This window comes from Streptomyces sp. A5-4 (assembly GCF_051131715.1).
GTDB lineage: Bacteria > Actinomycetota > Actinomycetes > Streptomycetales > Streptomycetaceae > Streptomyces.
This window is the reverse complement of record NZ_CP178591.1, coordinates 3,146,433-3,170,687: the sequence shown is the minus strand read 5'-3', so window position 1 is coordinate 3,170,687 and position 24,255 is coordinate 3,146,433. Positions and strand designations below refer to the sequence as shown.

Genomic DNA, 24,255 nt, shown 5'->3' with positions numbered 1-24,255 from the left:
ACCCCCTCATACAGGGCTTTTACGGTCCGGATCGGCGCCCGTGCGCGCCTAACGTCGAATGCGTACGCAGAGCTGCGTACAGATGTGCCGAGCAGAGCGAGGGAACCGATGAGTTCAGCACTGCAGGAAGCGCCGGTCCGTCCGGCAGAGGGATCCGGCGGTCCGGCGCCCGACCCCGACCAGTACCGGCCGGGGCGGACGATCACCGACTGGGAGCCGGAGAACGAACACTTCTGGCGGACCACGGGCAAGCGAGTGGCGACCCGCAACCTGTGGATCGCGGTGCCGGCCCTGCTGGTCGCCTTCGTGGTGTGGCAGGTGTGGAGCATCACCGCCACCAACCTGGCGGACGTGGGCTTCGCCTTCAGCAAGTCCCAGCTGTTCTGGCTGACCGCCATACCGGGCCTGACGGGCGGCACCGCCCGCATCCTCTACACCTTCCTCGGCCCGCGCATCGGCCAGCGGACCTTCACCGCGCTCTCCACGATCGTGCTGGTCATTCCGCTGATCTGGCTCGGCATCGCGATCCAGGATCCGGCCACCCCGTACAGCGTCATGATCATCATCGCGGCCCTGTGCGGCATCGGCGGCGCGAACTTCTCGTCCTCGCTCGCCAACATCGGCTTCTTCTTCCCCAAGAAGGCCAAGGGCAACGCGACGGGCATCAACGGCGGTCTGGGCAACCTCGGTGTCTCCGTGGTCCAGCTGGTCACCCCGATCGTCATCACCAGCTCGGTGATCGCCATCGGCTCGGCGCAGCACAAGGCGGACGGCTCACCGGTCCATCTGCAGAGCGCCGCGTTCCTGTGGGTGCCCGTGCTCGTGATCCTGGCGGCCGTCGCCTGGTTCGGGCAGAACGACCTGAAGGTCGCCTCCACCCCCTTCAGCAGCCAGAAGGTCATCTTCAGGCGCAAGCACACCTGGCTGATGACCTGGCTGTACGTCGGCACCTTCGGCTCCTTCATCGGGTTCGCCGCGGCCCTGCCGATGCTCATCAAGACCACCTTCACGCCGCTCGACCCGGCCTACTCGGCGGCGACGTACGCCTGGATCGGGCCGGCCGTGGGCGCGCTGGCGCGCTGGGCGGGCGGCTGGATGGGTGACCGGATAGGCGGCGCGCGCTGCACGATCGTCTCCTTCGCGGGCATGGCGGTCTCCATCGTCGGCGTGATCGCCTTCCTGCCGACCGGCGGTGACCGGGGCTCCTTCTGGGGTTTCCTGATCTCCTTCCTGTTCGCCTTCTTCTTCTCCGGACTGGGCAACGGCTCGACGTTCCGCCAGATCCCGGTGATCTTCCGCAGCCGTCATCTGAAGGGCCTGACGGAGGGCACCCCGGAGTACGGCGCGGCGCTCAAGCAGGCCGAGATGGAATCCGGGGCGGTCACCGGCTTCACGGCCGCGATCGCGGCGTACGGCTTCTTCTTCATCCCGGCGCTGTTCGGCTCGATCGAGGTGACGCACGCGATGTGGGGCTTCGTCGGCTTCTACCTCAGCTGCATCGCTGTGACCTGGTGGTACTACGCCCGCAAGGGCGCGGAATCCCCTTCCTGAGCGCTGGGCGGCATTTTTTACGGCCCTTCTTGTGAATGCGTTCACAAGAAGGGACCTTTGGGCCCCTGTCCGGGACCAATGCGGCCACTCGGGCGCCCCGGGAGGGAGTGGAATGAAGACGCAGGGAAAGACGGGCGGGCGAATCGGAAGGTGCGGGTCATGACGACAGCTCCGGCAGACACAGCGGCGGCAGCGGTGACAGCTCCGGCAGACGCGGCGGCGGCAGCGGTGACAGCTCCAGCAGACGCGGTGGATCTGACAGCGACGGGTGACGCGACGGCGGCAGGCATCGCGGACAGCACGGCGGCGGAGGCGACGGCGGCGGACGGTTTCGAAGCCTGGGACGGTTTCGCCGGCGGACTGTGGCGCGACGCCATCAATGTCCGGGACTTCATTCAGCACAACTACACGCCCTACGAGGGCGATGCCTCCTTCCTGGCCGGCCCGACCGAGCGCACCACCGCCGTATGGCGCCGGCTCCTGGAGATGTTCCCGGCGGAGATCGCCAACGGCGTCCACGACGTCGATGTACGGACCCCGTCCCGCATCGACGCCTTCGCGCCCGGCCATGTCGACCCGGACCGCGACCTGATCGTCGGCCTCCAGACCGACGCGGCACTCAAGCGCGCCATCATGCCCAACGGCGGCTGGCGCATGGTCGAGACGGCCCTCGACGCGTACGGCTACCGGGCCGACCCCGAGGTCCGGGACATCTACACCCACCTCCGCAAGACCCACAACGAGGGCGTGTTCGACGCGTACACCCCGGAGATCCGTGCCTGCCGCTCAGCGGGCATCATCACCGGCCTGCCCGACGCCTACGGTCGCGGCCGCATCATCGGCGACTATCGCCGTGTCGCGCTCTACGGCGTCGACCGTCTGATCGCCGGCAAGCAGGCGGACAAGGCCCGGCTGGGCGACGAGTGGCCGACCGAGAGCGTCATCCGCGACCGCGAGGAGATCTCCGAGCAGATCAAGGCGCTGGGCGAGCTCAAGGCGATGGCGCAGTCGTACGGCTACGACATCTCCGGCCCCGCACGGACCGGCCGCGAGGCCGTCCAGTGGCTGTACTTCGGGTACCTCGCCGCGGTCAAGGAGCAGAACGGCGCGGCCATGTCGATCGGCCGCATCGACAACTTCCTCGACATCTACCTTCAGCGCGACATCGAGGCCGGCCGCCTCACCGAGGCGCGAGCCCAGGAGTTCATCGACGACTTCGTCGTCAAGCTCCGCATCGTCCGCTTCCTGCGCACCCCCGAGTACAACGAGCTGTACTCCGGCGACCCGACCTGGGTGACCTGGTCGATGGCGGGCATCGGCGACGACGGCCGCCCGCTCGTCTCCCGTACGACCTTCCGCGCCCTGCAGACCCTCTACAACCTGGGCCCGGCCCCCGAGCCGAACCTCACCGTCTTCTGGTCGCCCCAACTGCCCAGGGGGTTCAAGGACTTCGCCGCCAAGGTCGCCGTCGAAACCAGCGCTATCCAGTTCGAGTCGGACGACCTGATGCGCCCGAAGTACGGCGACGACACCGCCATCGCGTGCTGCGTCTCCGCGATGGCCGTCGGCAAGCAGATGCAGTTCTTCGGCGCCCGTGTCAACGTCGCGAAGGCGCTGCTGTACGCGATCAACGGCGGCCGGGACGAGAAGACCGGCAGGACCGTTGTCGACGGCTTCGAGCCGCTGACCGGCGAATACCTGGACTACGACACGGTCGCGCGGCAGTACGGCGCGATGCTGGACTGGCTGGCCAAGACGTACGTGCACGCGCTGAATGTCATCCACTACATGCACGACAAGTACGCGTACGAGCGCATCGAAATGGCCCTGCACGACCAGCGGATCCTGCGCACGATGGCGTGCGGCATCGCGGGCCTGTCGGTCGCCGCCGACTCGCTCTCCGCCATCAAGCACGCCAAGGTCAGGGTGATCCGCGACGAGACCGGCCTCGCCGTCGACTACGAGACCGAGGGCGACTACCCGGCGTACGGGAACAACGACGACCGGGCGGACACCATCGCCCAGGGCGTCGTCCGGGACTTCATGGCGAAGATCCGCACCTACCCGACGTACCGCGACGCGGTGCACACCCAGTCGGTGCTGACGATCACCTCGAATGTCGTCTACGGCAAGAAGACCGGCAACACCCCGGACGGCCGCCGCGCGGGCGCCCCGTTCGCGCCGGGCGCCAACCCGATGAACGGGCGTGACGAGCACGGCTACATCGCCTCCGCACTGTCGGTCGCGAAGCTGCCGTACGACGACGCCGAGGACGGCATCTCGCTGACCAACACGATCACCCCGGACGCGCTCGGCCGGACGCCCGACGAGCGGATCGGGAACCTGAGCGGTGTGCTGGACGGCTTCGTGGCGAGCGGCGGCTTCCACATGAACGTCAACGTCGTCGACCGGGCGACGCTCCGGCGCGCCATGGAGCACCCGGAGGACTATCCGCAACTGACCGTCCGGGTCTCCGGATACGCGGTCAACTTCGTGCGGCTGACCCCCGAGCAGCAACTCGACGTCATCAACCGCACTTTCCACGGTTCGCTCTGACACGGCCTGTTCTCCCCCTTCGGCCCATCCACCTCGGTCGGCGCCGCCCGAGGCGACCTGGCTGCCCGACCTGACCTGACCTGCACCGACTCGGCCTGCACCGACTCGGCCTGCACCGCCCTGACCTGCACCGCCCTGACCTGCACCGCCCCTGACCTGCACCGCCCCTGACCTGCCCCACCTGAGCTGCACTGACTCGGCCTGCATCGGGCCGGGCCAGGCTGCCCCAATTCGGCCCGCCCGACCTGCGCCGATCCGGCCCGGCCGTCCCAATCCGGCCCTGCCCGGTCCTTCCGGACCGGCCACTTCCCCCCTCCCTAGGGACCCGCCATGACCGCAGCGCTCGGCTCCGCGACCCACGCCACCCCCGCGGGGGCGGCGACCCGCCGCCCCGTCTCCGGGACGGTGCACTCCTGGGACCTGGCGACCGGGGTCGACGGCCCCGGCACCCGCTTCGTCACCTTTCTCTCCGGCTGCCCACTGAGCTGCCTCTACTGCCACAACCCCGACACCATGCGGATGCGCAACGGCAAGCGGGTCTCCGCCGACGAGATCGTGGCGGAGGCCGCCAAATACACGACGTTCATCCGGGCGGCCGGCGGCGGCGCCACCATCAGCGGCGGCGAACCGCTGATCCAGCCGGTGTTCGCCGGTGAACTCCTCAGCCGCTACAAGCGCGATCTCGGCCTGCACACCGCGTTGGACACCTCCGGCTTTCTCGGCGCCCGCGCCACCGACGCGCTGCTGCGCGACGTCGACCTGGTGCTGCTCGACATCAAGTCCTGGGACCGCGCGATCTACCGCCGGGTGACCGGCCGCGAGCTCGAACCCACCCTGGACTTCGCCCGGCGGCTGGCCGCCCTCGACAAGGAGGTCCATCTGCGGTTCGTCCTGGTCCCCGGCCTGACCGACGCCCCCGCCAATGTCGAGGGCGTCGCCGCCTTCGCCGCCTCCCTCGGCAACGTTTCGCGCGTCGACGTGCTGCCCTTCCACAAACTGGGCGAGGCGAAATGGGATGCGCTCGGCAAGGACTTCACGCTGCGCGACACCCCTTCCCCGGACTCGGAGCAGGTGGCCGCGGCCCGCGAGATCTTCGCCGCGCACGGCCTGAAGGCCGTCTGAGCCATCTGGCTGACGCCCTTCCGCACCGGGCTCCGAGAAGGGGCGAAAAGTACATAACGGCACTAATTTTGGCCGAGTGCCCCAGCCACCAGAAGCGCCCCCGGCCCCCGAAGCGCCCGCCGAGCCACCGCCCGTACCGGCCCCGGCCCGCCGGGCGTCACCGGGTTCCGTCACCCAACGCGCGACGCTGGCCGGCATCGTCGTCTCCGTCCTGCTGATCCTGGCCATCGTGCTGGGCAGCCGCATGCTGCGGGACTTCGACTCGGCCCTGCTCCCGTACGCCGTCGCCACCGTCTTCCTCGCCTTCGGTGTCGCCTACCGCTACACCGTCTGGGTCTCGGCCCCCGGTGCCCGCCACCTCTTCAAGCGGGGGTGGGGCAGCTTCTTCTCCGTCGAGAACTTCCGCAGGGCGCCCACCGCCCTGCCCAAGATGATCGCCACCTACCTCGGCTTCCAGAAGTTCCTCGGCGCGCGCTCGCACACCCGCTGGGCCGCGCACCAGCTGATCTTCTGGGGCTGCATCCTCGCCGCGATGATCACCTTCCCGCTGACCTGGGGCTGGTTCACGTTCACCTCGGGCAGCGGCTCGGGCCCCGGCTACGAGATGCGGATCTGGGGCATCAAGGTGCTCGGCTTCGACTCGGCGAACATCATCGGCTGGCTGCTGTTCCACGGCCTGGACATCGCGGCCGTGCTCGTCATCCCCGGCGCGTCCTACTTCCTGTGGCGCCGGATGAAGGACCGCGGCGCCATGACCGGCCAGCGCTTCGCGTACGACCTGGTGCCGCTCATCGCCCTGATCGTCATCTCCGTGACGGGCCTGCTGCTCACCTTCTCGTCGATCTTCCTGCACGGCGGCGGCTACGAGTTCCTGGCGATCCTCCACATGGTCTCGGTCGTCCTCACCCTGATCTACATCCCGTTCGGGAAGTTCTTCCACATCGTTCAGCGCCCGGCCGCCGTCGGCATGCAGTTGTTCAAGTACACGGCGAGGCAGAAGGACGAGATCTTCCACTGCCGCCGCTGCGGGACGCCGATCGACACCGCGCCGTACGTCGAGAACCTCGAAGCCACCATGCGCGACCTGAAGCTCGACTTCGCGACCTGGACCGAATACTGCCCACGCTGCAAGCGGGAACTGCGCGGCAACGCCTATCTCTCCCAAGTCAAGAAGGGCTTCAAGTGACGCAGCAGTTCATCCCGCTGGACCCGTCGATCGCCCCTCCCGGCACCCGCAACTTCCGCGACGCGGGCGGCATCCCCGCCGACCAGTGGCACGCCGACCAGAACGGCGAGACCCTCGTCCCCACCCACTGCTGCTTCTGCGGGGTGCAGTGCGGCATGTACCTGCGGGTCGACAAGGGCGGCAAGGTCTTCGGCGTCGAGCCCCGCAACCACGACATCAACCGGATGCGGCTGTGCCCCAAGGGCATCAACGCGTATCAGCAGGTCAACCACCCCGACCGGCTCACCGCCCCGCTAATGCGCCGCTCCCGCGACGAGGAGTTCCGCGAGGCGTCCTGGGACGAGGCCCTGGACTTCACGGTCTCCGAGATCAGACGCATCCAGGAGGCGTACGGACATGACGCGTTCGGCCTGCTCGGTGGGGCCAGCCTGTTCTCCGAGAAGACCTACCTGGTCGGCAAGTTCGGCCGGGTCGCCCTCAAGACCCGGCACGTCGACTACAACGGCCGGCTCTGCATGGTCAGCGCCGCGGGCGCCAACAAGCTGGCCTTCGGCATCGACCGCGCGGGCAACCCCTTCTCCGACATCCTCCTCTCCGACTGCCTCCTGATCGCCGGCTCCAACGTCGGCGAGTGCTTCCCCGTGATGACCCAGTACCTGTGGGGCGCCAGGGACCGCGGCGCGAGCCTCATCGTCATCGACCCGCGCGAGACCGCCGTGGCCCGCACCGCCGACATCCATGTCGCCCTCAAGCCCGGCACCGACTCGGCGTTCTTCAACGCCGTGCTCAACGTCGTCATCACCGAGGGCCTCACCGACGAGACCTACCTCGCCGAGCACACCACCGGCTGGGACGAGGTCCGCGCCAAGGCCCTCGAATACCCGCCGTCCCGCGCCGCCGAGATCTGCGGCATCCCCGCCGACCAGGTCGTCCAGGTGGCCCGTACGTTCGCCCGCGCCCCCAAGGCCATGGCCTGGCACGCCCGTGGCATCGAGCACCACTCGCAGGGCGTCGAGAACTGCCTCTCCGTCATCAACCTCTGTGTCGCCACCGGCCACATCGGCAAGCCCGGATCCGGTTACGGCACCATCACCGGCCAGGGCAACGGCCAGGGCGGCCGCGAACACGGCCAGAAGTCCGACCTCCTCCCCGGCGGCCGCTCGATCATGAACGACGAGCACCGCCGTCAGATCTGTGAGATCTGGGGCATCGAGGAGTCCGACCTCCCGCTCGCCGGCACCTCGATGATGGAAATGGTCTGGCAGATGCAACGCGGCGAGATCCGCGGCCTGATCGGCATCTGCAACAACCCGTTCGTCTCCCTTCCCAACTACAAGGTCACCAAAGAGGGTTACGACGCGACCGAGTTCCACGCCCAGTTCGACTTCTTCCTCTCCGAGACCGCGGCCAACGCCCATGTGGTATTCCCCGTCACCACCTGGGCCGAGGACGAGGGCGTGATGGCCAACGCCGAGGCCCGGGTGGTCAAGCACAACAAGGCCCAGGAACCGCCCGCCGGCGTACGCACCGACACCTGGGTGATGTGCGAGCTGGCCCGCCGCCTCGGGGTCGGCGACAAGTTCTCCTACCCCGGCGGCTCCCGCGAGGTGTTCGAGGAGCTGCGCGTGGCCTCCGCCGGCACGATCAACGACTACTACGGCATCACCTACGAACGCCTGGAGGAGACCGGCGGCATCGCCTGGCCCTGCCCCTCCACCGATCACCCCGGCACCCCCCGCCTCTTCGAGGACGGCAAGAGCTACCACGCAGACGGCAAGATCCACCTCCAGGTCGTCGAATGGCACCTCCCGATGGACCCGTACAGCGACGAATACCCCCTCTCCCTTACCACCGGCCGTACCGTCGCCCACTTCCTCTCCGGCAACCAGACCCGCCGCCTGGGCGCCCTCGTCGAACAGACCCCACGCCCCTGGGTCGAGGTCCACCCCTCACACGGCTTTCGCAGCGGCGACCCGGTCCGCGTCGTCACCCGGCGCGGCAGCGAGGTCTTCCCCGCCCTGGTCACCGAGGCCATCCGCCCCGACACCGTCTTCATCCCATACCACTGGCCGGTCCCCACGGCCGCCAACGCACTCACCATCGACGCACTCGACCCCCGTTCCAAGATTCCCGAGTACAAGGTCTGCGCCGCCCGGATCGAGGCAGCCGAACGGATCGACGAGGTGCCCGCGCCCCCGGTGGCTCCCGGCCACGTCGCCTACCCGGAAGCCCAGGCCTCCCGCACCGACCCCCTGCCGCCCACGGCCCCGCAGGGCCGGTCGACGTCGGAGGACCGATCGCTGACGGACGAGCGTCCCCTGCTCGACGTCCAGCCCATGTCCGACGCACGGCCCATGCCCGACGAGAGGAGTTGACCCCGCCATGATGGGTAAAACGATCTTCATCGACCCGGGGCGCTGCATCGGCTGCCAGGCCTGTGTCTCCGCCTGCCGCGAATGCGATTCGCACCGCGGCAAGTCGATGATCCACCTTGACTACACCGACCCCGGCCAGTCCGTCGCCTCCCTTCCCACGGTCTGTATGCACTGCGAGGACCCGGTCGCCCCATGCGCCGAGGTCTGCCCGGCCGACGCGATCCTGGTCACCGCCGACGGAGTGGTGCAGCAGGCCGACGCCACCCGCTGCATCGGCTGCTCCAACTGCGTCAACGCCTGCCCCTTCGGCGTCCCGAAGATCGACCTCCAGGCGAAACTGCAGATGAAGTGCAACCTCTGCTACGACCGCACCGCCTACGGTCTCGCCCCCATGTGCGCCACCGTCTGCCCCACCGGAGCGCTCTTCTACGGCACCCTCGAAGAGCTCCAGGCCGAACGCCCCGGCGTCCAGGTCGCCGATTCCTTCACCTTCGGCGATGTCGTCGTCAGCACAGGAGTGGCGATGGTCGTCCCCGCCGACAAGGTCAAGTGGCCGGTGCCCGGGGGGCTCCCGATCGTCGAGGTGAACGGAGTGGACGTCCGATGAGCGTCACCGAACAGCCGGCCCCGCCCCCGCCCGGCGGCCCCGACGCGGACCCCGCACAGGCGGCCCTGCACGACCGGATCAGCGCAGACTCCCTCACCACCCGCCGCGACTACCTGCGCATCGTCGTCACCGTCTCGGGCGGCCTCGCGGTCGGCGGCCTAGCCGTCGCCGGGGGCGTGCTCCACCGTCACGGGGACAGCGAGGACGCACCCGCCCCGAAGCGGATCGCCGACCAACTGCTCCCCGGCGAGTCCCTCGCTTTCCGGTATCCGGGGGACGAGGACCGGGCCGTCGCCGTACGTCTGAAGGACGGCTCCCTGGTCGGCTACTCCGCGGTCTGTACCCATCTGGCCTGCGCGGTCCTGTGGCGCAAGGAGCGGGGCACCGAGGGCGAGCTCTACTGCCCCTGCCACGAGGGCATCTTCGACGCCCGTACCGGCGAGGTCACAGCCGGGCCGCCACCTCGCGCACTGCCCAAGGTCGTCATCGTCGAGGAGGGTGACGGCAGCGTGTGGGCGATCGGCACCACCCGCTCCGGCGAGAGCATCGAGAAGGGGCTGTGCCGGCAGATCGTCGACGCGCGCCCGGAGATTGCCGCCGACCTCGGATGCCCCGGAGCACAGGCACCGGGGAGGCAGGCATGACCGAGCCGCAGCTTCCGCCCAGCCCTGACTACCGTCCCGGCAGCGCCGACCCCCGGCTGAACAGGCCCGTGAGCGAGCGGTACCCGCAGATCCGCCCCACCAGTGGGTACGGCGATCCGCGGATCCGCCACACCGGGCCGGGACCCGGCGCCGGCACCGAGCAGGAGCCCGAGCGGTCGGCGAAACTGACAGCCCGCCTGACCCTGGCCGTCACGGTGGTCATCGGCCAGCTCTGGGCCCTGACCGTCACCGTCAACGAGTGGATGAAGGGTGACACCGGCACCGCCTGGTGGGGAGCGGGCTTCCTCTGCCTGTCGTTCCTGGCGGTCCTCGTCCTGTGGCTCATCGACCCGAAGGACCGATGAGGCCGCGGCCCCGCTGCGAGGCCGGGGCCGCGAGCCACCGTCCCGCCGTACCCTTGAGGCATGAGCACCGCCCCCGCCCACGGACCGCGCGATCCGGAGTCCGAGCCCGACCAGAACCCGGAGCCCGCGCCCGCGCCCGCACCCGGGCGGAAGCCCGAGCCCGGACACCAGCCCCGGCCCAAGCCGACGCTGGACTTCGGCGATCCGATGGACCAGCAGTCCTCGGACGACACGGACCGTGGGTGGGGAGAGCGGCCCTCCGTCGGTGGCAGTGCGGCCGACCTCGCCCGCTTCCTCGACGAGAAGCCGCCCCACCACCTCTGAGCGGCCGCTACGGGGTGGTGTTGTCCGAGCCGCGCTGGGCGACCAGGGCGTCCCTGATCTCCTTCAGCAGCTCGACCTCGGTGGCCTCCATGACCTCGGCCGTGGCTTCCTTCGCCTTCCTCCGCCTGGCCTGCTTGGCCAGGTACTTGGACATGGGCAGCACCATGAGGAAGTAGACGACCGCTGCGGTGATCAGGAAGCTGAGCACCGCGCTGAGGATCGATCCCCACAGGATCGGGATGCCCTGCATCACGCCGGCCGAGTCGGCCTTGCACGGGTCTTTCAGGCAGGAGCTGTAGCTCTCCAGATCCTGGGTGCCGAAGGCGCCGACCAGTGGGTTGATCACGCCCTTGACGATCGAGTTCACGACATTGGTGAACGCGGCGCCAATGACCACCGCGACCGCCAGGTCGATCACATTGCCGCGCATCAGGAAGGTCTTGAAGCCTTCGAGAACGCTTGTCTTCTCCTCGCTCACGGGTGAGCCTCTTTTCGCATGTGGCGCATGTTTCGCATGTGCAGGGGGCGGAGCAAGCTGATCCGCAACCTACGGCAGCACGTGACGGGGCTGTCCAATCGGTGCTCACGAACCAGTGACATGACAGGGCGTCAGTTCTAGTCGGCGCAGAGCTCGTCAGCACAGTGTCACCGCCAGCCGTGCGGTCGTGCCCGCGCCGGCCAGTGCTGCCGCCGAGGCCCGGGGGACGGACAGGACGACCAGGGCGCCGCCGTCTCCGGCGGTCACCAGGGACTTCGGCACGGTGGCCACCCGAGCGCCCCTCGCCACCACTCGTGCGTCGGGGTCCCGGCCGCCCATCGCGGAGTCGGCCGTGGCGATCACATCGACGCGGTCCCCGCGCCGCAGCAGCCGTACCGTCTCCGCATCGGCGATACGCACCGGCGCCGACACCATCTCCACGGACTGCCGCGCCCGCGGCGGCGCCGAGGCCGCCTCCGCGTGAACCCCGCCCGCATGCCCCGCGTCGCGCACCCCCGCGGTGGCCAGCGCGGCAGCCGTCACCGCGAGCCCGGCCGCCACCGCCCGCCGCCGACGCCGGACCGCGCGCCGCAACCGATGGCTGCCGCCGCGCACCCGCACCGGGGCGAACGCGGGAACGCCGCCGGGCTCCGGCCCGGGGACGGACGCGTCAGGAACAGTGGGAGTGAGGGACAGGGGAGTGAGTGACGAGGGCGTATGAGACCTGAGGGACATAGCGAGTACCGCCTGCCATGAGGAGCCTGGTTCCGCGTGCTGCGTTCTTCTCGAACGCCCCTCACGATCCAAGATCCGGCCGGATCTCGCAGAGCCCTGTGGACGTCCACCGAGTTGTGGACAACTCGCTCACCCATGAGGGCGGTCGGGCCGCTCGGCCCGGTTCAGGCAGGCAGCTCGATCCCGATGTCGACCCCGTCCAGAGCGTGCGCGCACAGGCAGTCGCGTGTCTCGCTCGCGGGCAGCGCGGCCACCGCGTCGAAGAGCACCGCACGCAGCCGGCCGACGTTGGCCCCGAAGACCCTCAGCACCTCTTCATGGGAGACGCCCTCGCCTGTCTCGGCGCCCGCGTCCAGGTCCGTCACGAGCGTCAGTGACGTGTAGCAGAGCCCCAACTCCCGGGCGAGCACCGCCTCCGGGTGCCCGGTCATGCCGACCACCGACCAGCCGTTCGCCGCATGCCACCGCGACTCGGCGCGCGTCGAGAAGCGCGGCCCCTCGACGACCACCAGCGTCCCGCCGTCCACCGGCTCCCACTCACGCCCGCGCGCCGCCGCGAGCGCGACCTTGCGCCCCTCGGGGCAGTACGGGTCGGCGAACGTCGGGTGCACCACGTTCGGCAGCTTTCCATTGACCGGCGTCTCACCGTCGTAGAAGGTCTGCGCCCGCGCCTTCGTGCGGTCCACCAGCTGGTCAGGTACGAGGAGCGTGCCGGGACCGTACTCCGCACGCAGCCCGCCCACCGCGCACGGGCCGAGTACCTGGCGCGCGCCGACGGAGCGCAGCGCCCACAGGTTGGCGCGGTAGTTGATGCGGTGCGGCGGCAGATGGTGACCGCGTCCGTGGCGGGGGAGGAACGCGACCCGCCGTCCGCCGAGCTCGCCGAGGAACAGGGAGTCGCTCGGTTTCCCGTAAGGGGTGTCCACCTGGACCTCGGTCACGTCCTCCAAGAAGGAGTAGAAGCCCGAGCCGCCGATTACGCCGATCTCTGCGTTCACCATGGCGATCACACTAGTCGGGCGTCTCCGCGCGGAGACGGCGAGGCCGTCCCCGGCGTATCCGCACCGACGGGTCCCTCGGCCCCCGGGCGCGGACATGCAGAGGTCCCCGCCGTACGGATACGGAGGGGACCTGCTGAGGCGTGCGAAAGGCGGTGGGTCAGGCGGCCGAGGAGCTGCTGGAAGAGCTCGACGAGCCCGAAGAGCTGCTGGAGCTCGACGAGGAGCCCGCGTTCGACGAGGACGACTTCGACTCGGAGCCCGATCCGGAAGAACCGGAACCGGAAGAACCGGACGAGTTCGACGAGGACGACGCGGCCGTCTTCGCGGGCGACGTCGGCGCGGTGCTGCTCGACGAGGAGCCACGGCTGTCGTTCCGGTAGAAGCCGGAACCCTTGAAGACAATGCCGACCGCCGAGAACACCTTCTTCAGGCGTCCTTCGCAGCTCGGGCACACGGTCAAGGCGTCATCGGTGAACTTCTGCACCGCCTCAAGGCCCTCGCCGCATTCGGTGCACTGATACTGATAGGTCGGCACTTGCTCCTCCTGGCACTCTCACTCGATGAGTGCTAACGACGGTCCATAGTGACGTATTCCGCTGGATCAGTCCACCGTGACCGGCACTCGGTGACTCATGCCACGTGCCGCCACCCGCCCCGAGGACTTCGGCAGCAGCCGCGAGCGCAGTGCCACCAGGGTGCTGAAGGCGAGCACGGTACCGGCCAGCGGCACCAGGAATCCGGCGCTGGCGCCGTTCGCGTCCGCCAGTTGTCCGGCGACCGTGACGGCCGCGGCTTGGCCCAGCGCGACGGCGCCGGTCAGCCAGGTGAAGGCCTCGGTGCGAGCCGTGGCCGGCACCAGGGTCTCGACCATCGTGTAGCCGGTGATCAGCGCGGGCGCGATGCACAGGCCGACCAGCAGGCCCAGTCCCGCGAGCAGTGGCACGGAGTGCACCGCCCACAGTCCGGACGCGGCCAGCGTCAGACCGGCGTACCCGAACATCAGCCGGCGGCGGGGCCCGACCTTCCAGGCGATGGCGCCGCACGCGATGCCCGCGAGCATGTTGCCCGCGGCGAAGACGCCGTACAGCAGGCCGTTCACACCGGGACGGCCGATCTCCTCGGAGAAGGCGGTCAGTGAGACCTGCATGCCGCCGAAGACAGCGCCGATGCCGAGGAAGGCCACGGCCAGCACCCGTACGCCGGGCACGGACAGTGCGGAGACACGGCGCCCGTCGGCTGCGGTCACGCGTCCGATCTTGGGCTGCGTGCCGCGCTGGAGCGCGAAGAACAGGCCGCCGACCAGGGTCAGTGTGGCCTCGGCGATCAGGCCGGCCGCGGGGTGCACACCGGTGCACAGTGCGGTCGCGAGGACCGGTCCGACGACGAAGGTGAACTCGTCCGTCACTGACTCGAAGGCCGCCGCGGTGGACATCAGCGGCGAACCCTCCAGCTTCGCGGCCCAGCGGGCCCGGACCATCGGGCCGATCTGCGGCACGGAAGCACCGGTGGGGACGGCCGCGACGAACAGCGCCCACAGGGGCGCGTCCGCGAGCGCGAGCGCCGTCAGTGTGACGACGGACGCCGTGTGCACCAGGATGCCCGGGATCAGGACGGCGCTCTGGCCGAAACGGTCGGCCAGTTTGCCGCTCTGCGGCGCGAACAGTGCCATGGAAACGCCGGTGACGGCGGCGACGATGCCTGCCGTTCCGTATGAGCCGGTGGTGTGCTGCACCAGCAGCACGATGCCGATCGTCAGCATCGCGAAGGGCTGTCGTGCCAGGAAGCCGGGGAGCAGGTACGTCCATGCCCCCGGTGTGCGCAGCAGCTGCCCGTAGCCGGGACGGCTCGCGGTGACCGTGGATGCCACGGTCCTTGCCTTTCTGCCACCTGGTGACGCTCCCCTTGTGCCGCACATTGTGCGAGTGCACGCGAATGTACGAGCGTGCGGGAGCCGCCGAGAGCTGTCCTCTTGCGCAGGACCTGCGGTAGATACCAGGACACCCACTGCGAGGGGGGCCGGCCGCCGTGCGGTCGCGCCAGCTCTGCGTCAGGCAGAGTTGGTAAATCAGTACGCCTTCAGGCTACAGGCAATCTTCCCTGCCGTGCCTGCGATTGCGTATGAGAGCTGTCACGCGGCCTTGGAACCTGCGATCAACCGGATTTTCCCCCTCCGGTTCCCAACCAGTCGGCCAGCTTGCCGCCCTGCCCGACGGCGCGCAGCCGTCGCTCAGCCGCGTCGCGTACCGGATCGGTCGCCACCACGAGCAGCTCGTCACCCCGCCGCAGCACGGTCGTCGGCAGCGGCACGAAGCTGGTTCCGTCGCGGACGACCAGGGTCACCGCGGCTCCGTGCGGCAGCCGCAGCTCGGCCACCTCGACCCCGTGCATCCGCGACTTCGCGGGGATCGCGACCGAGAGCAGATGGCCGCGCAGTCGCTCCAGGGGCGCGGACTCGATGCCCAGGTCGGCGGCGCCCGGCTCGGTGTCGCCGAGCCGCAGCCGGGTCGCCAGCCAGGGCAGGGTCGGCCCCTGGACGAGGGTGTAGACGACGACCAGCACGAAGACGATGTTGAAGATCTGGTCGCTGCCTTCGACGCCCGCCACCATCGGGATGGTGGCCAGCACGATGGGCACGGCCCCGCGCAGCCCCGCCCAGGAGACCAGCACCTGCTCCCGCCACGGCTGCCGGAAGGGCAGCATGCTGAGCATGACGGACAGCGGGCGGGCCACCATCGTCAGTACCAGGCCGACGATCATGGCGGGCCAGAAGTCGTCCAGCAGCTCGTGCGGTGTGACCAGCAGGCCGAGCAGGACGAACATGCCGATCTGCGCGATCCAGCCGAGCCCGTCGGCGAACCCCCGCGTCGCGGGCCAGTGCGGCAGCTTGGCGTTGCCCAGCACCATCGCGGCGAGGTAGACGGCGAGGAAGCCACTGCCGTGCGCCATGGCGCCGGCTGCGTACGCCGCCACCGCGATCGCCATGACCGCGATCGGGTAGAGGCCGGAGGCGGGCAGGGCCACCCGTCGCATGCAGTACGCGCCCAGCCAGCCCACTGTGAGCCCGATGGCCGCGCCGATCGCCAGCTCCAGAGTGATCTCGCCGACCAGGACGTACCAGGCGTCCACCGGCCCCGCGGTCGAGAACGCCACCACCAGGATCACCACGGGGGCGTCATTGAAGCCCGACTCGGCTTCCAGCACACCGGTCAGCCGGGAGGGCAGCGGGACCTTGCGCAGCACGGAGAAGACGGCCGCCGCGTCCGTCGACGAGACCACCGCGCCGATGATCAAGGACTGGCGCCAGTCGAGTCCGACCAGACAGTGCGCCGCCGCGGCGGTGACGCCCACGCTCACCGCGACGCCGAAGGTCGACATCACGACGGCGGAAGGAAGGGCCGGCTTGATCTCTCTCCACTTCGTGCCCAGTCCGCCCTCGGCCAGGATCACCACGAGTGCGGCGTAACCGATCACCTGTGTGAGTTCGGCGTTGTCGAACTTGACGTTGAAGATCCCGTCCTGCCCTATCGCGACACCGATGCCGAGATAAATGAGCAGGCTGGGGAGGCCGCTGCGGGAGGACAGGCGCACGGCGGCGACGGCGAACAGCAGGACGAGCGAGCAGATGAGCAGGAGTTCATTGAGCTGATGGACAGTCAGTGGACGTTCCTTCCCTCGCACGCCTGCCGGATCGTTCCTCCGGCGGCCGGTACTTCGTTACCTTACCTAATCTTTAACGTTTCCTTGACGCCCTCGATCATCCGTACGATCACAGTTGGAGGCACCGCGTCGGGAGCGTAGGAGCGCTACGCCTATGGTTGCTCCAGCACTCCAGGACCACCCTGCCCCTCGAAGGACAGCGATGCCCGCCAACACCACCGCCTCTTCCGGCAAGAAGAAGAAGGGGCGTCGCGCCCGCCTGATTGTGATCGTGCTGGTGTTGGCGCTTGTTGCGGGTGTCGGCTATGGCACGTTCTGGAGCATCAGCACGGTGCGCGCGTCCTTCCCGCAGACCACCGGCTCGATCGAAGTCGAAGGCCTCTCCGGGCCCGTCGACGTCAAACGCGACAGCTACGGCATTCCGCAGATCTACGCGGACTCCGACGAAGACCTGTTCCGTGCCCAGGGCTTCGTCCAGGCGCAGGACCGTTTCTACGAGATGGACGTCCGCCGTCACATGACGTCGGGCCGCCTCTCGGAGATGTTCGGCTCCGGCCAGGTCGAGACCGACACCTTCCTGCGCACGCTCGGCTGGCGTCAGGTCGCGCAGCAGGAGTACGACACCAAGCTGTCGCCGGAGACCAAGAAGTACCTCCAGTCGTACGCCGCCGGGGTCAACTCGTACCTCGAAGGCCGCGACGGCAAGGAAATCTCGGTCGAGTACGCCGCTCTGGGCCTCACCAACGACTACAAGCCCGAGAAGTGGACGCCCGTCGACTCGGTCGCCTGGCTCAAGGCCATGGCCTGGGACCTGCGCGGCAACATGCAGGAGGAGATCGACCGTTCGCTGATGACGAGCCGGTTGACCACGAAGCAGATCAAGGACCTCTACCCGGGCTATCCCTTCGACCGCAACAAGCCGGTCGTCCAGGAGGGCACGGTCGACGAGGTCACGAAGAAGTTCGACCCGAAGGCCACCGCCACCACGAACAGCTCGGGTGCGGGCGCCGGGGCCGGTTCAGGTACCGGCGGCGCAGGCGGCACCGCGTCGAACGGCACCCAGGGTTTCCAGAGTCAGCTCTCCCGGGTCTCCGACGCCCTGGACGAGATCCCCGCGCTGCTCGGCCCGAACGGCAGCGGGATCGGCTCCAACTCCTGGGTCGTCTCCGGCAAGTACACGACCACCGGAAAGCCCCTGCTCGCCAACGACCCGCACCTGGCACCCCAGCTGCCGTCGACCTGGTACCAGATGGGTCTGCACTGCCGCAGCATCACCGCGAAGTGCAAGTACGACGTCGCCGGCAACACCTTCGCCGGTCTGCCAGGCGTGATCATCGGTCACAACAAGGACATCGCCTGGGGCTTCACGAACCTGGGTGCCGATGTCACCGATCTCTACCTGGAGAAGATCACCGGCGAGAGCTACCTCTACGACGGCAGGCAGAAGCCCTTCACGACCCGCGAGGAGACCATCAAGGTCGCCGGCGGCAAGTCGAAGAAAATCACCGTCCGCTCCACCAACAACGGCCCACTGGTCTCCGACCGCAGCGACGAGCTGGAGAAGGTCGGCGAGAAGGCACCGGTCGCCAACGCCGCGCCCGATCGCGGTGACGGCTACGCCATCTCCCTCAAGTGGACCGCGCTGATGCCCGGCAAGTCGATGGACGCCGTGTTCGAGCTGAACCGCGCCAAGGACTTCAACAGCTTCCGTGCGGCGGCAGGCCACTTCGAGGTCCCCTCGCAGAACCTGATCTACGCCGACACCAAGGGCAACATCGGCTACCAGGCCCCGGGCCGCATCCCGATCAGGGCCGCGGGCGACGGCACATTGCCCGCCGCGGGCTGGGACCGCCGTTACCGCTGGTCCGGGTTCATCCCGCAGGACGAGCTGCCGTACGAGTACAACCCAAAGCGCGGCTACATCGTCACCGCCAACCAGGCCGTGATCGACCAGAAGAAGTACCCGTACCTGCTCACCAAGGACTGGGGCTACGGCGCGCGCAGCCAGCGGATCAACGACCTCATCGAGTCGAAGATCAACGACGGCGTCAAGATCTCGACCGAGGACATGCGCACCATGCAGGGGGACAACAGCAGCGAGATCGCCAAGCTGCTCACGCCCTACCTGCTGAAGATCGATGTCTCGGATCCGAACGTCCGTGAGACGCAGAAGCTGCTCGAAGGCTGGGACTACACGCAGGAGCCGGACTCCGCCGCCGCCGCGTACTTCAACTCCGTGTGGCGTAACGTCCTCATGCTCGCCTTCGGCAACAAGATGCCCAAGGAACTGCGGGTCAAGGGGCAGTGTCTGATCGTCCGCCCCGCCGACAGCTCGGGCCCGGTCGACGACGCCGATGAACGGGTGCGCGAGTGCGGTCAGCGCGACCCGGACACGGCGCAGCCGGACGGCGGCGACCGCTGGTACGAGGTCGTCCGCAAGATGCTGACGGACGAGAACAACGCGTGGTGGCAGGCGCCGAGCAACCGTCTCGACAAGGCGACCGACACCCGTGACGAGCTGCTCGACCGTGCCATGAAGGACGCCCGCTGGGAGCTCACGGCGAAGCTCGGCAAGGACGTCGACACCTGGAGCTGGGGCCGGCTGCACCAGCTGACGCTGAAGAACCAGACGCTGGGCATCGAAGGCCCCGGCGTGCTGCGGTGGATGCTGAACCGCGGCCCGTGGAACCTGGGCGGCGGCGAGGCCGCGGTCAACGCCACCGGCTGGAACGCGGCGGGCGGCTACGAGGTCCTGTGGGTGCCCTCCATGCGGATGGTGGTGAACCTGAAGGACCTCGACAAGTCCCGCTGGATCAACCTCACCGGTGCGTCGGGGCACGCCTACAGCGCGCACTACACCGACCAGACGGACAAGTGGGCCAAGGGGCAGCTGCTCGACTGGGCGTTCACCGATGACGCCGTGGAGAAGAGCACCTCCGACAAGCTGGTGCTCAGGCCGTAAAGCGCCTGACTCCACTCGGCGTGACCACGGCGCGTACGGGGTGGTCGTGCGGCTCCTTCGGGACCCGCGGGACCACCTCGTTGTCGTACAGGAGCACCACCAGGTACGGCGCCACGCCGGCCGCGTCCAGCCGGGCGAGCACCCGGTCGTAACTGCCGCCGCCCCGCCCCAGACGCGTCCCGCGGCTGTCCACGGCGAGGCCGGGCAGCAGCACGGCGTCCGCGTCGAGGACGGCGTGCACGCCGAGCCGCGCGCCCCCCGGTTCCAGCAGCCCGAGCCGGGCGCGCACGAGCCGGTCCGCGCCCCGGTACTCGGCCCAGTCCAGATCGTTGTCCGCCAGGAGCACCGGAAGCAGCACTCGCACGCCCCGCGCGCGCAGCGCGTCAAGGAGCGCATGGGTGCCCGGTTCGCGCCCAATGGATACATATGCGGCCACGGTTCTGGCGTCGACGAGCTCCGGCAGCAGCAGCGCCCGCCGGGCCAGAGTGGCATCCGTCTCCTGGACGTCATCCCTGGTCAACCGGTTCCTCATGTCGACGAGTTCTCTTCGCAACCCGGCCTTGTCAGGCTCGTCACACAGCACAGCGGCTTCACAAACCCCTCGTATGAGAATTTATTGACCGGAGCCTAATCTTCCGCCCATACGCAACGGATATCGTTCTGCCCATGACTCAGTCCCACCCCAGGATCAGCAAGGCTGTCATCCCCGCCGCCGGTCTCGGAACCCGATTCCTGCCGGCGACGAAGGCCACTCCCAAAGAGATGCTGCCCGTCGTGGACAAGCCGGCCATCCAATACGTGGTCGAGGAGGCCGCGGCCTCCGGTCTCTCCGACGTTCTCATGGTGACCGGCCGCAACAAACGCCCCCTTGAGGACCACTTCGACCGTAACTACGAGCTGGAGTCGGCTCTGGGGCGCAAGGGCGATGCCGAACGCCTCGCGAGGGTGCAGGAGTCGAGTGACCTCGCCACCATGCACTACGTCCGCCAGGGCGACCCCAAGGGCCTGGGCCACGCGGTGCTGTGCGCCGCGCCGCACGTCGGCGACCAGCCCTTCGCCGTACTCCTCGGTGACGACCTGATCGACCCGCGCGACCCCCTGCTGTCCCGGATGATCCAGGTCCAGGAGGAGCACGGCGGCAGCGTGATCGCCCTCATGGAGGTCGACCGCGAGCAGATCCACCTCTACGGCTCCGCGGCCGTCGCGGGGACCGAGGACGCCGACGTCGTACGGATCACCGGTCTCGTCGAGAAGCCCGACCCGGCCGACGCGCCCAGCAACTACGCGATCATCGGCCGCTATGTCCTGGACCCCGGCGTCTTCGAAATACTGCGCAAGACCGAGCCCGGCCGCGGCGGCGAGATCCAGCTCACCGACGCCCTCCAGGCGCTGGCCCAGGACGAGACGGTCGGCGGCCCGGTGCACGGCGTCGTCTTCAAGGGCCGGCGCTATGACACCGGTGACCGCGGCGACTATCTGCGTGCCATTGTCAGACTCGCGTGCGAACGTGAAGACCTGGGCCCGGACTTCCGGACCTGGCTTCGCAGTTACGTCACCGAGGAGATGTAGCACCTTGAGCAGCACCACAGCGTCGCCGGCAGCGTCCACCGGACAGGACGGCCACATCTGGTCGGTGGACGAGCACCTGGAGGACATCCTCGGCGCGATCCGCCCGCTCGAACCCATCGAGCTGCAACTGCCGGACGCCCAGGGCTGTGTCCTCACCGAGGACGTGACGGTGCCCGTCGCGCTGCCCCCCTTCGACAACAGCTCGATGGACGGGTACGCGGTGCGCACCGCCGATGTGGCGGGCGCGAGCGAGGAGTTCCCCGCAGTCCTCACGGTGATCGGTGACGTGGCGGCCGGCAGCGGCGAGCTGCTCACCGTCGGCCCAGGCGAGGCCGCCCGCATCATGACCGGAGCCCCGCTGCCGCCCGGCGCCGAGGCCGTCGTCCCCGTCGAATGGACCGACGGCGGTACGGGCGGCGGTCCCGCCGCCACGATGCGCGCGCACAGCGCGTCGCCCGAGGACGCCTCGGGCGAAGTCCGTGTCCACCGCCCCGTCGAGGCCCGTGCCCATGTGCGTGCCCGTGGCAGCGACGTCCAGGCCGGTGACCTCGCTCTGGAGGCCGGCGCGATCGTGGGCCCGCCGCAGATCGGACTGCTGGCGGCCATCGGCCGCGCCACCGTCATGGTCCGCCCGCGTCCCCGCGTCGTCGTCCTGTCGACCGGCAGCGAGCTGGTCCAGCCCGGCGAGGAGCTGGGCCCGGGGCAGATCTACGACTCCAACAGTTACGCGCTGACCGCCGCCGCCCGGGACGCAGGAGCCATCGCCTACCGCGTCGGCGCAGTCACCGACGACGCCGAGACACTCCGCGCCACCATCGAGGACCAGCTGATCCGGGCCGACATGGTCGTCACCACCGGCGGCGTCAGCGTCGGCGCGTACGACGTGGTCAAGGAGGCGCTCTCGTCCGTCGGCGACGAGGACGAGCCGGGCAGCGGCATCGACTTCCGCAAGCTCGCCATGCAGCCCGGCAAGCCCCAGGGCTTCGGCTCCATCGGCCCCGACCACACCCCGCTGCTGGCGCTCCCCGGCAATCCGGTCTCGTCGTACGTCTCCTTCGAGCTCTTCGTGCGCCCCGCGATCCGCGCCCTGATGGGCCTCAAGGACGTCCACCGCCCCACGGCCCGCGCGACGCTGCGCGCCGACAAGCCGCTCGGCTCCCCGGCGGGCAAACGCCAGTTCCTGCGCGGCACGTACGACGAGGAGTCGGGCACCGTCACGCCCGTCGGCGGCGCCGGATCGCACCTGGTCGCGGCCCTGGCCCTGGCCGACGCACTGATCACTGTTCCCGAGGAGACCACCTCGCTGGAGCCCGGCGCGGAGGTCGTTGTGGTCCTGCTCGGGTGACAGGGGTCCGGTGGGGGTAGCGTGTCTGCCCTCACAGGCCCTGACCGGGAGCGCCACACGTAATGAGTACGCAGGAACGGCTCACCCACATCGACGAGGCGGGCGCGGCCCGCATGGTCGACGTATCGGCCAAGGACGTCACCGCGCGCACCGCCCGTGCCACCGGACGCGTCCTCGTCTCGCCGCGCGTCGTCGAGCTGCTGCGTGGTGAGGGCGTACCCAAGGGCGATGCGCTCGCCACGGCACGCATCGCGGGCATCATGGGCGCCAAGCGCACGCCCGACCTGATCCCGCTGTGCCACCCACTGGCGCTCTCCGGCGTGAAGCTCGACCTGTCCGTCGCCGACGACGCCGTGGAGATCGCCGCCACGGTGCGCACGACCGACCGCACGGGCGTCGAGATGGAGGCGCTGACCGCTGTCACGGTCGCCGCGCTCACCGTGATCGACATGGTGAAGGCGGTCGACAAGGGCGCGGTCATCACCGACGTCCAGGTCGAGGAGAAGACGGGCGGCAAGTCCGGCGACTGGAGCCGTTCATGACCGCCGCCGACCGAGCACCCCTCAGAGCCCTCGTCGTCACCGCGTCCAACCGGGCGTCCGCCGGTGTCTACGCCGACCGGGGCGGCCCGCTGATCGCCGATGCCCTGACCGCGCTGGGCTTCGAGGTCGCGGGTCCCGAGGTCGTCCCGGACGGCGACCCGGTGGAGGCGGCCCTGCGTGCGGGCGTCGCCACCGCGTGCGACGTCATCGTCACCACCGGCGGCACCGGCATCTCGCCCACCGACCGGACCCCCGAGGCCACCCGCCGCGTCATCGACTACGAGATCCCCGGCATCCCCGAGGCGATTCGGGCCGAGGGGCTGGCGAAGGTCCCGACCGCCGCACTCTCCCGGGGCCTCGCGGGTGTCGCCGGCCGGACCCTGATCGTCAACCTGCCCGGTTCCACCGGCGGGGTGCGTGACGGCCTGGCCGTTCTGGACCGGCTCCTGACGCACGCCGTCGACCAGCTCAGGGGCGGCGACCACCCCGGCACCCCACGACTCGGGAGCCCGAGCTGAACGGTTCACCCTGGCCCGTCGACCTCGCGGACGGCGATGTCGTCCTCCGCCCGATAAGGCTGCGCGACCAGCGCAACTGGCGTGACGTCAACCGGCGCAACCGCGACTGGCTGCGCCCCTGGGAGGCGACGATCCCGCCGCCCGCCCCCGCGGGCCCGGTCGCCCTGCGCCCCACCTACCGGCAGATGGTCCGTCATCTGCGCGCCGAGGCCAACGCCGGCCGGATGCTGCCCTTCGTCATCGAGTACCGGGGCCAGCTGGCGGGCCAGTTGACGGTCGCCGGGGTCACCTGGGGGTCGATGTGCTCGGGGCACATCGGCTACTGGGTCGACCGTGACGTGGCGGGCCGCGGCGTGATGCCCACGGCCGTCGCCCTCGCCGTCGACCACTGCTTCCGGACGGTCGGTCTGCACCGCATCGAGGTCTGCATTCGCCCCGAGAACGTCCCCAGCCGCAGGGTCGTGGAAAAGCTCGGATTCCGTGAGGAGGGCCTGCGCCCCCGTTATCTCCACATCGACGGTGGATGGCGTGACCATCTGGTCTTCGCACTCACGGCGGAAGAGGTGCCGGAAGGGTTGCTGTCCCGCTGGCGGCGAGCACGGCCGGGAACGCCCCGGAAATAAAATAAGTGTTCGAAATTGATCACCTACTGACCGTATGTGGACCCACAAAGCAGCCTGCTGATCCGATCAATCACAAAAAAAGTTCGAGTTATCAG

The 24,255-nt window shown here is 69.3% G+C and carries 21 protein-coding genes and 1 pseudogene; 15 read left to right on the top strand and 7 right to left on the bottom strand.

Annotated elements, in window-relative coordinates:
- Positions 1-108 precede the first annotated feature (108 nt).
- The 9 genes and pseudogenes from ACLLJJ_RS14555 (at position 109) to ACLLJJ_RS14515 (ending at position 10,730) form a co-directional block, all read left to right on the top strand.
- Positions 109-1,551, top strand: coding sequence for a NarK family nitrate/nitrite MFS transporter (locus ACLLJJ_RS14555; RefSeq protein ID WP_434590859.1), 1,443 nt, complete (start codon positions 109-111; stop codon positions 1,549-1,551).
- Positions 1,552-1,710: 159 nt separating this feature from the next.
- Positions 1,711-4,107: a formate C-acetyltransferase gene (pflB, locus tag ACLLJJ_RS14550; RefSeq protein WP_434590858.1), complete on the top strand. Its 2,397-nt coding sequence runs from the start codon at positions 1,711-1,713 to the stop codon at positions 4,105-4,107.
- A gap of 330 nt (positions 4,108-4,437) precedes the next feature.
- Positions 4,438-5,229, top strand: coding sequence for a pyruvate formate-lyase-activating protein (pflA, locus tag ACLLJJ_RS14545; protein WP_434590855.1), 792 nt, complete (start codon positions 4,438-4,440; stop codon positions 5,227-5,229).
- 76 nt (positions 5,230-5,305) lie between these two features.
- Entirely contained in the window at positions 5,306-6,415 is a 1,110-nt protein-coding gene (locus ACLLJJ_RS14540) for an MFS transporter (protein ID WP_434590853.1), read from the top strand.
- A pseudogene (locus tag ACLLJJ_RS14535) lies at positions 6,412-8,706 on the top strand (molybdopterin oxidoreductase family protein); the annotation flags it as partial. The gene ACLLJJ_RS14540 and the pseudogene ACLLJJ_RS14535, both read left to right, overlap by 4 nt.
- A gap of 91 nt (positions 8,707-8,797) precedes the next feature.
- On the top strand, positions 8,798-9,397 hold the full coding sequence (locus ACLLJJ_RS14530; protein ID WP_434590851.1) for a 4Fe-4S dicluster domain-containing protein: 600 nt from the start codon (positions 8,798-8,800) through the stop codon (positions 9,395-9,397).
- The gene (locus ACLLJJ_RS14525) at positions 9,394-10,041 is read left to right on the top strand and encodes a Rieske (2Fe-2S) protein (protein ID WP_434590849.1); all 648 of its coding nucleotides are present in this window, start codon (positions 9,394-9,396) and stop codon (positions 10,039-10,041) included. Before ACLLJJ_RS14530 ends, ACLLJJ_RS14525 begins: the two co-directional genes overlap by 4 nt.
- A complete protein-coding gene (locus ACLLJJ_RS14520; RefSeq protein WP_434590846.1) occupies positions 10,038-10,406 on the top strand; it encodes a hypothetical protein in 369 nt (122 codons plus the stop codon). Before ACLLJJ_RS14525 ends, ACLLJJ_RS14520 begins: the two co-directional genes overlap by 4 nt.
- Positions 10,407-10,466: 60 nt before the next feature.
- A complete protein-coding gene (locus ACLLJJ_RS14515; protein WP_434590843.1) occupies positions 10,467-10,730 on the top strand; it encodes a hypothetical protein in 264 nt (87 codons plus the stop codon).
- A gap of 7 nt (positions 10,731-10,737) precedes the next feature.
- Here ACLLJJ_RS14515 and mscL read toward each other — a convergent pair whose 3' ends face one another.
- The 6 genes from mscL to ACLLJJ_RS14485 all read right to left on the bottom strand — a co-directional run bounded on the left by mscL (position 10,738) and on the right by ACLLJJ_RS14485 (position 16,622).
- Positions 10,738-11,208 (bottom strand): large conductance mechanosensitive channel protein MscL, encoded by a 471-nt coding sequence (gene mscL / locus ACLLJJ_RS14510; RefSeq protein ID WP_434590841.1) that lies wholly within the window; start codon positions 11,206-11,208, stop codon positions 10,738-10,740.
- Positions 11,209-11,364: 156 nt separating this feature from the next.
- Positions 11,365-11,943, bottom strand: a complete 579-nt coding sequence (locus ACLLJJ_RS14505; RefSeq protein WP_434590838.1) for a hypothetical protein — start codon at positions 11,941-11,943, stop codon at positions 11,365-11,367.
- A 164-nt stretch (positions 11,944-12,107) separates the two neighbouring features.
- A complete protein-coding gene (locus ACLLJJ_RS14500) occupies positions 12,108-12,944 on the bottom strand; it encodes an S-methyl-5'-thioadenosine phosphorylase (protein WP_434590835.1) in 837 nt (278 codons plus the stop codon).
- Positions 12,945-13,101: 157 nt separating this feature from the next.
- Positions 13,102-13,479, bottom strand: coding sequence for an FmdB family zinc ribbon protein (locus tag ACLLJJ_RS14495; RefSeq protein WP_434590833.1), 378 nt, complete (start codon positions 13,477-13,479; stop codon positions 13,102-13,104).
- A gap of 66 nt (positions 13,480-13,545) precedes the next feature.
- Positions 13,546-14,811, bottom strand: coding sequence for an MFS transporter (locus ACLLJJ_RS14490; protein ID WP_434590830.1), 1,266 nt, complete (start codon positions 14,809-14,811; stop codon positions 13,546-13,548).
- A gap of 284 nt (positions 14,812-15,095) precedes the next feature.
- Positions 15,096-16,622 (bottom strand): potassium/proton antiporter, encoded by a 1,527-nt coding sequence (locus ACLLJJ_RS14485; protein ID WP_434590827.1) that lies wholly within the window; start codon positions 16,620-16,622, stop codon positions 15,096-15,098.
- A gap of 181 nt (positions 16,623-16,803) precedes the next feature.
- Between ACLLJJ_RS14485 and ACLLJJ_RS14480 the strand changes: the two genes are divergently transcribed.
- Positions 16,804-19,563, top strand: coding sequence for a penicillin acylase family protein (locus tag ACLLJJ_RS14480; RefSeq protein ID WP_434590824.1), 2,760 nt, complete (start codon positions 16,804-16,806; stop codon positions 19,561-19,563).
- On the opposite strand, the gene ACLLJJ_RS14475 is transcribed toward ACLLJJ_RS14480, so the two are convergent.
- Positions 19,553-20,146, bottom strand: coding sequence for a 5-formyltetrahydrofolate cyclo-ligase (locus tag ACLLJJ_RS14475; RefSeq protein ID WP_434590821.1), 594 nt, complete (start codon positions 20,144-20,146; stop codon positions 19,553-19,555). The two genes, ACLLJJ_RS14480 and ACLLJJ_RS14475, sit on opposite strands and share 11 nt — an antisense overlap.
- An 83-nt stretch (positions 20,147-20,229) precedes the next feature.
- On the opposite strand from ACLLJJ_RS14475, the gene galU reads away from it, so the two are divergent.
- The 5 genes from galU to ACLLJJ_RS14450 all read left to right on the top strand — a co-directional run bounded on the left by galU (position 20,230) and on the right by ACLLJJ_RS14450 (position 24,160).
- Positions 20,230-21,132, top strand: coding sequence for a UTP--glucose-1-phosphate uridylyltransferase GalU (galU, locus tag ACLLJJ_RS14470; protein ID WP_434590818.1), 903 nt, complete (start codon positions 20,230-20,232; stop codon positions 21,130-21,132).
- Between the two features lie 4 nt (positions 21,133-21,136).
- Positions 21,137-22,477 (top strand): molybdotransferase-like divisome protein Glp, encoded by a 1,341-nt coding sequence (gene glp, locus ACLLJJ_RS14465; protein ID WP_434590816.1) that lies wholly within the window; start codon positions 21,137-21,139, stop codon positions 22,475-22,477.
- 62 nt (positions 22,478-22,539) lie between these two features.
- The gene (gene moaC / locus ACLLJJ_RS14460) at positions 22,540-23,019 is read left to right on the top strand and encodes a cyclic pyranopterin monophosphate synthase MoaC (protein ID WP_434590813.1); all 480 of its coding nucleotides are present in this window, start codon (positions 22,540-22,542) and stop codon (positions 23,017-23,019) included.
- Entirely contained in the window at positions 23,016-23,537 is a 522-nt protein-coding gene (locus ACLLJJ_RS14455; protein ID WP_434590810.1) for a MogA/MoaB family molybdenum cofactor biosynthesis protein, read from the top strand. The genes moaC and ACLLJJ_RS14455 overlap by 4 nt, the downstream gene beginning before the upstream one ends.
- The gene (locus ACLLJJ_RS14450; protein WP_434600419.1) at positions 23,534-24,160 is read left to right on the top strand and encodes a GNAT family N-acetyltransferase; all 627 of its coding nucleotides are present in this window, start codon (positions 23,534-23,536) and stop codon (positions 24,158-24,160) included. The genes ACLLJJ_RS14455 and ACLLJJ_RS14450 overlap by 4 nt, the downstream gene beginning before the upstream one ends.
- The last annotated feature ends 95 nt before the right edge of the window (positions 24,161-24,255 follow it).

Coding starts and splice junctions, on each gene's coding strand:
- ACLLJJ_RS14480 (WP_434590824.1), top strand. CDS start 16,804: ATGCCCGCCAACACCACCGCCTCTTCCGGCAAGAAGAAGAAGGGGCGT.
- ACLLJJ_RS14520 (WP_434590846.1), top strand. CDS start 10,038: ATGACCGAGCCGCAGCTTCCGCCCAGCCCTGACTACCGTCCCGGCAGC.
- ACLLJJ_RS14455 (WP_434590810.1), top strand. CDS start 23,016: ATGACCGCCGCCGACCGAGCACCCCTCAGAGCCCTCGTCGTCACCGCG.
- moaC (WP_434590813.1), top strand. CDS start 22,540: ATGAGTACGCAGGAACGGCTCACCCACATCGACGAGGCGGGCGCGGCC.
- ACLLJJ_RS14530 (WP_434590851.1), top strand. CDS start 8,798: ATGATGGGTAAAACGATCTTCATCGACCCGGGGCGCTGCATCGGCTGC.
- galU (WP_434590818.1), top strand. CDS start 20,230: ATGACTCAGTCCCACCCCAGGATCAGCAAGGCTGTCATCCCCGCCGCC.
- ACLLJJ_RS14505 (WP_434590838.1), bottom strand. CDS start 11,943: ATGTCCCTCAGGTCTCATACGCCCTCGTCACTCACTCCCCTGTCCCTC.
- pflB (WP_434590858.1), top strand. CDS start 1,711: ATGACGACAGCTCCGGCAGACACAGCGGCGGCAGCGGTGACAGCTCCG.
- ACLLJJ_RS14555 (WP_434590859.1), top strand. CDS start 109: ATGAGTTCAGCACTGCAGGAAGCGCCGGTCCGTCCGGCAGAGGGATCC.
- ACLLJJ_RS14525 (WP_434590849.1), top strand. CDS start 9,394: ATGAGCGTCACCGAACAGCCGGCCCCGCCCCCGCCCGGCGGCCCCGAC.
- ACLLJJ_RS14515 (WP_434590843.1), top strand. CDS start 10,467: ATGAGCACCGCCCCCGCCCACGGACCGCGCGATCCGGAGTCCGAGCCC.
- ACLLJJ_RS14500 (WP_434590835.1), bottom strand. CDS start 12,944: ATGGTGAACGCAGAGATCGGCGTAATCGGCGGCTCGGGCTTCTACTCC.
- pflA (WP_434590855.1), top strand. CDS start 4,438: ATGACCGCAGCGCTCGGCTCCGCGACCCACGCCACCCCCGCGGGGGCG.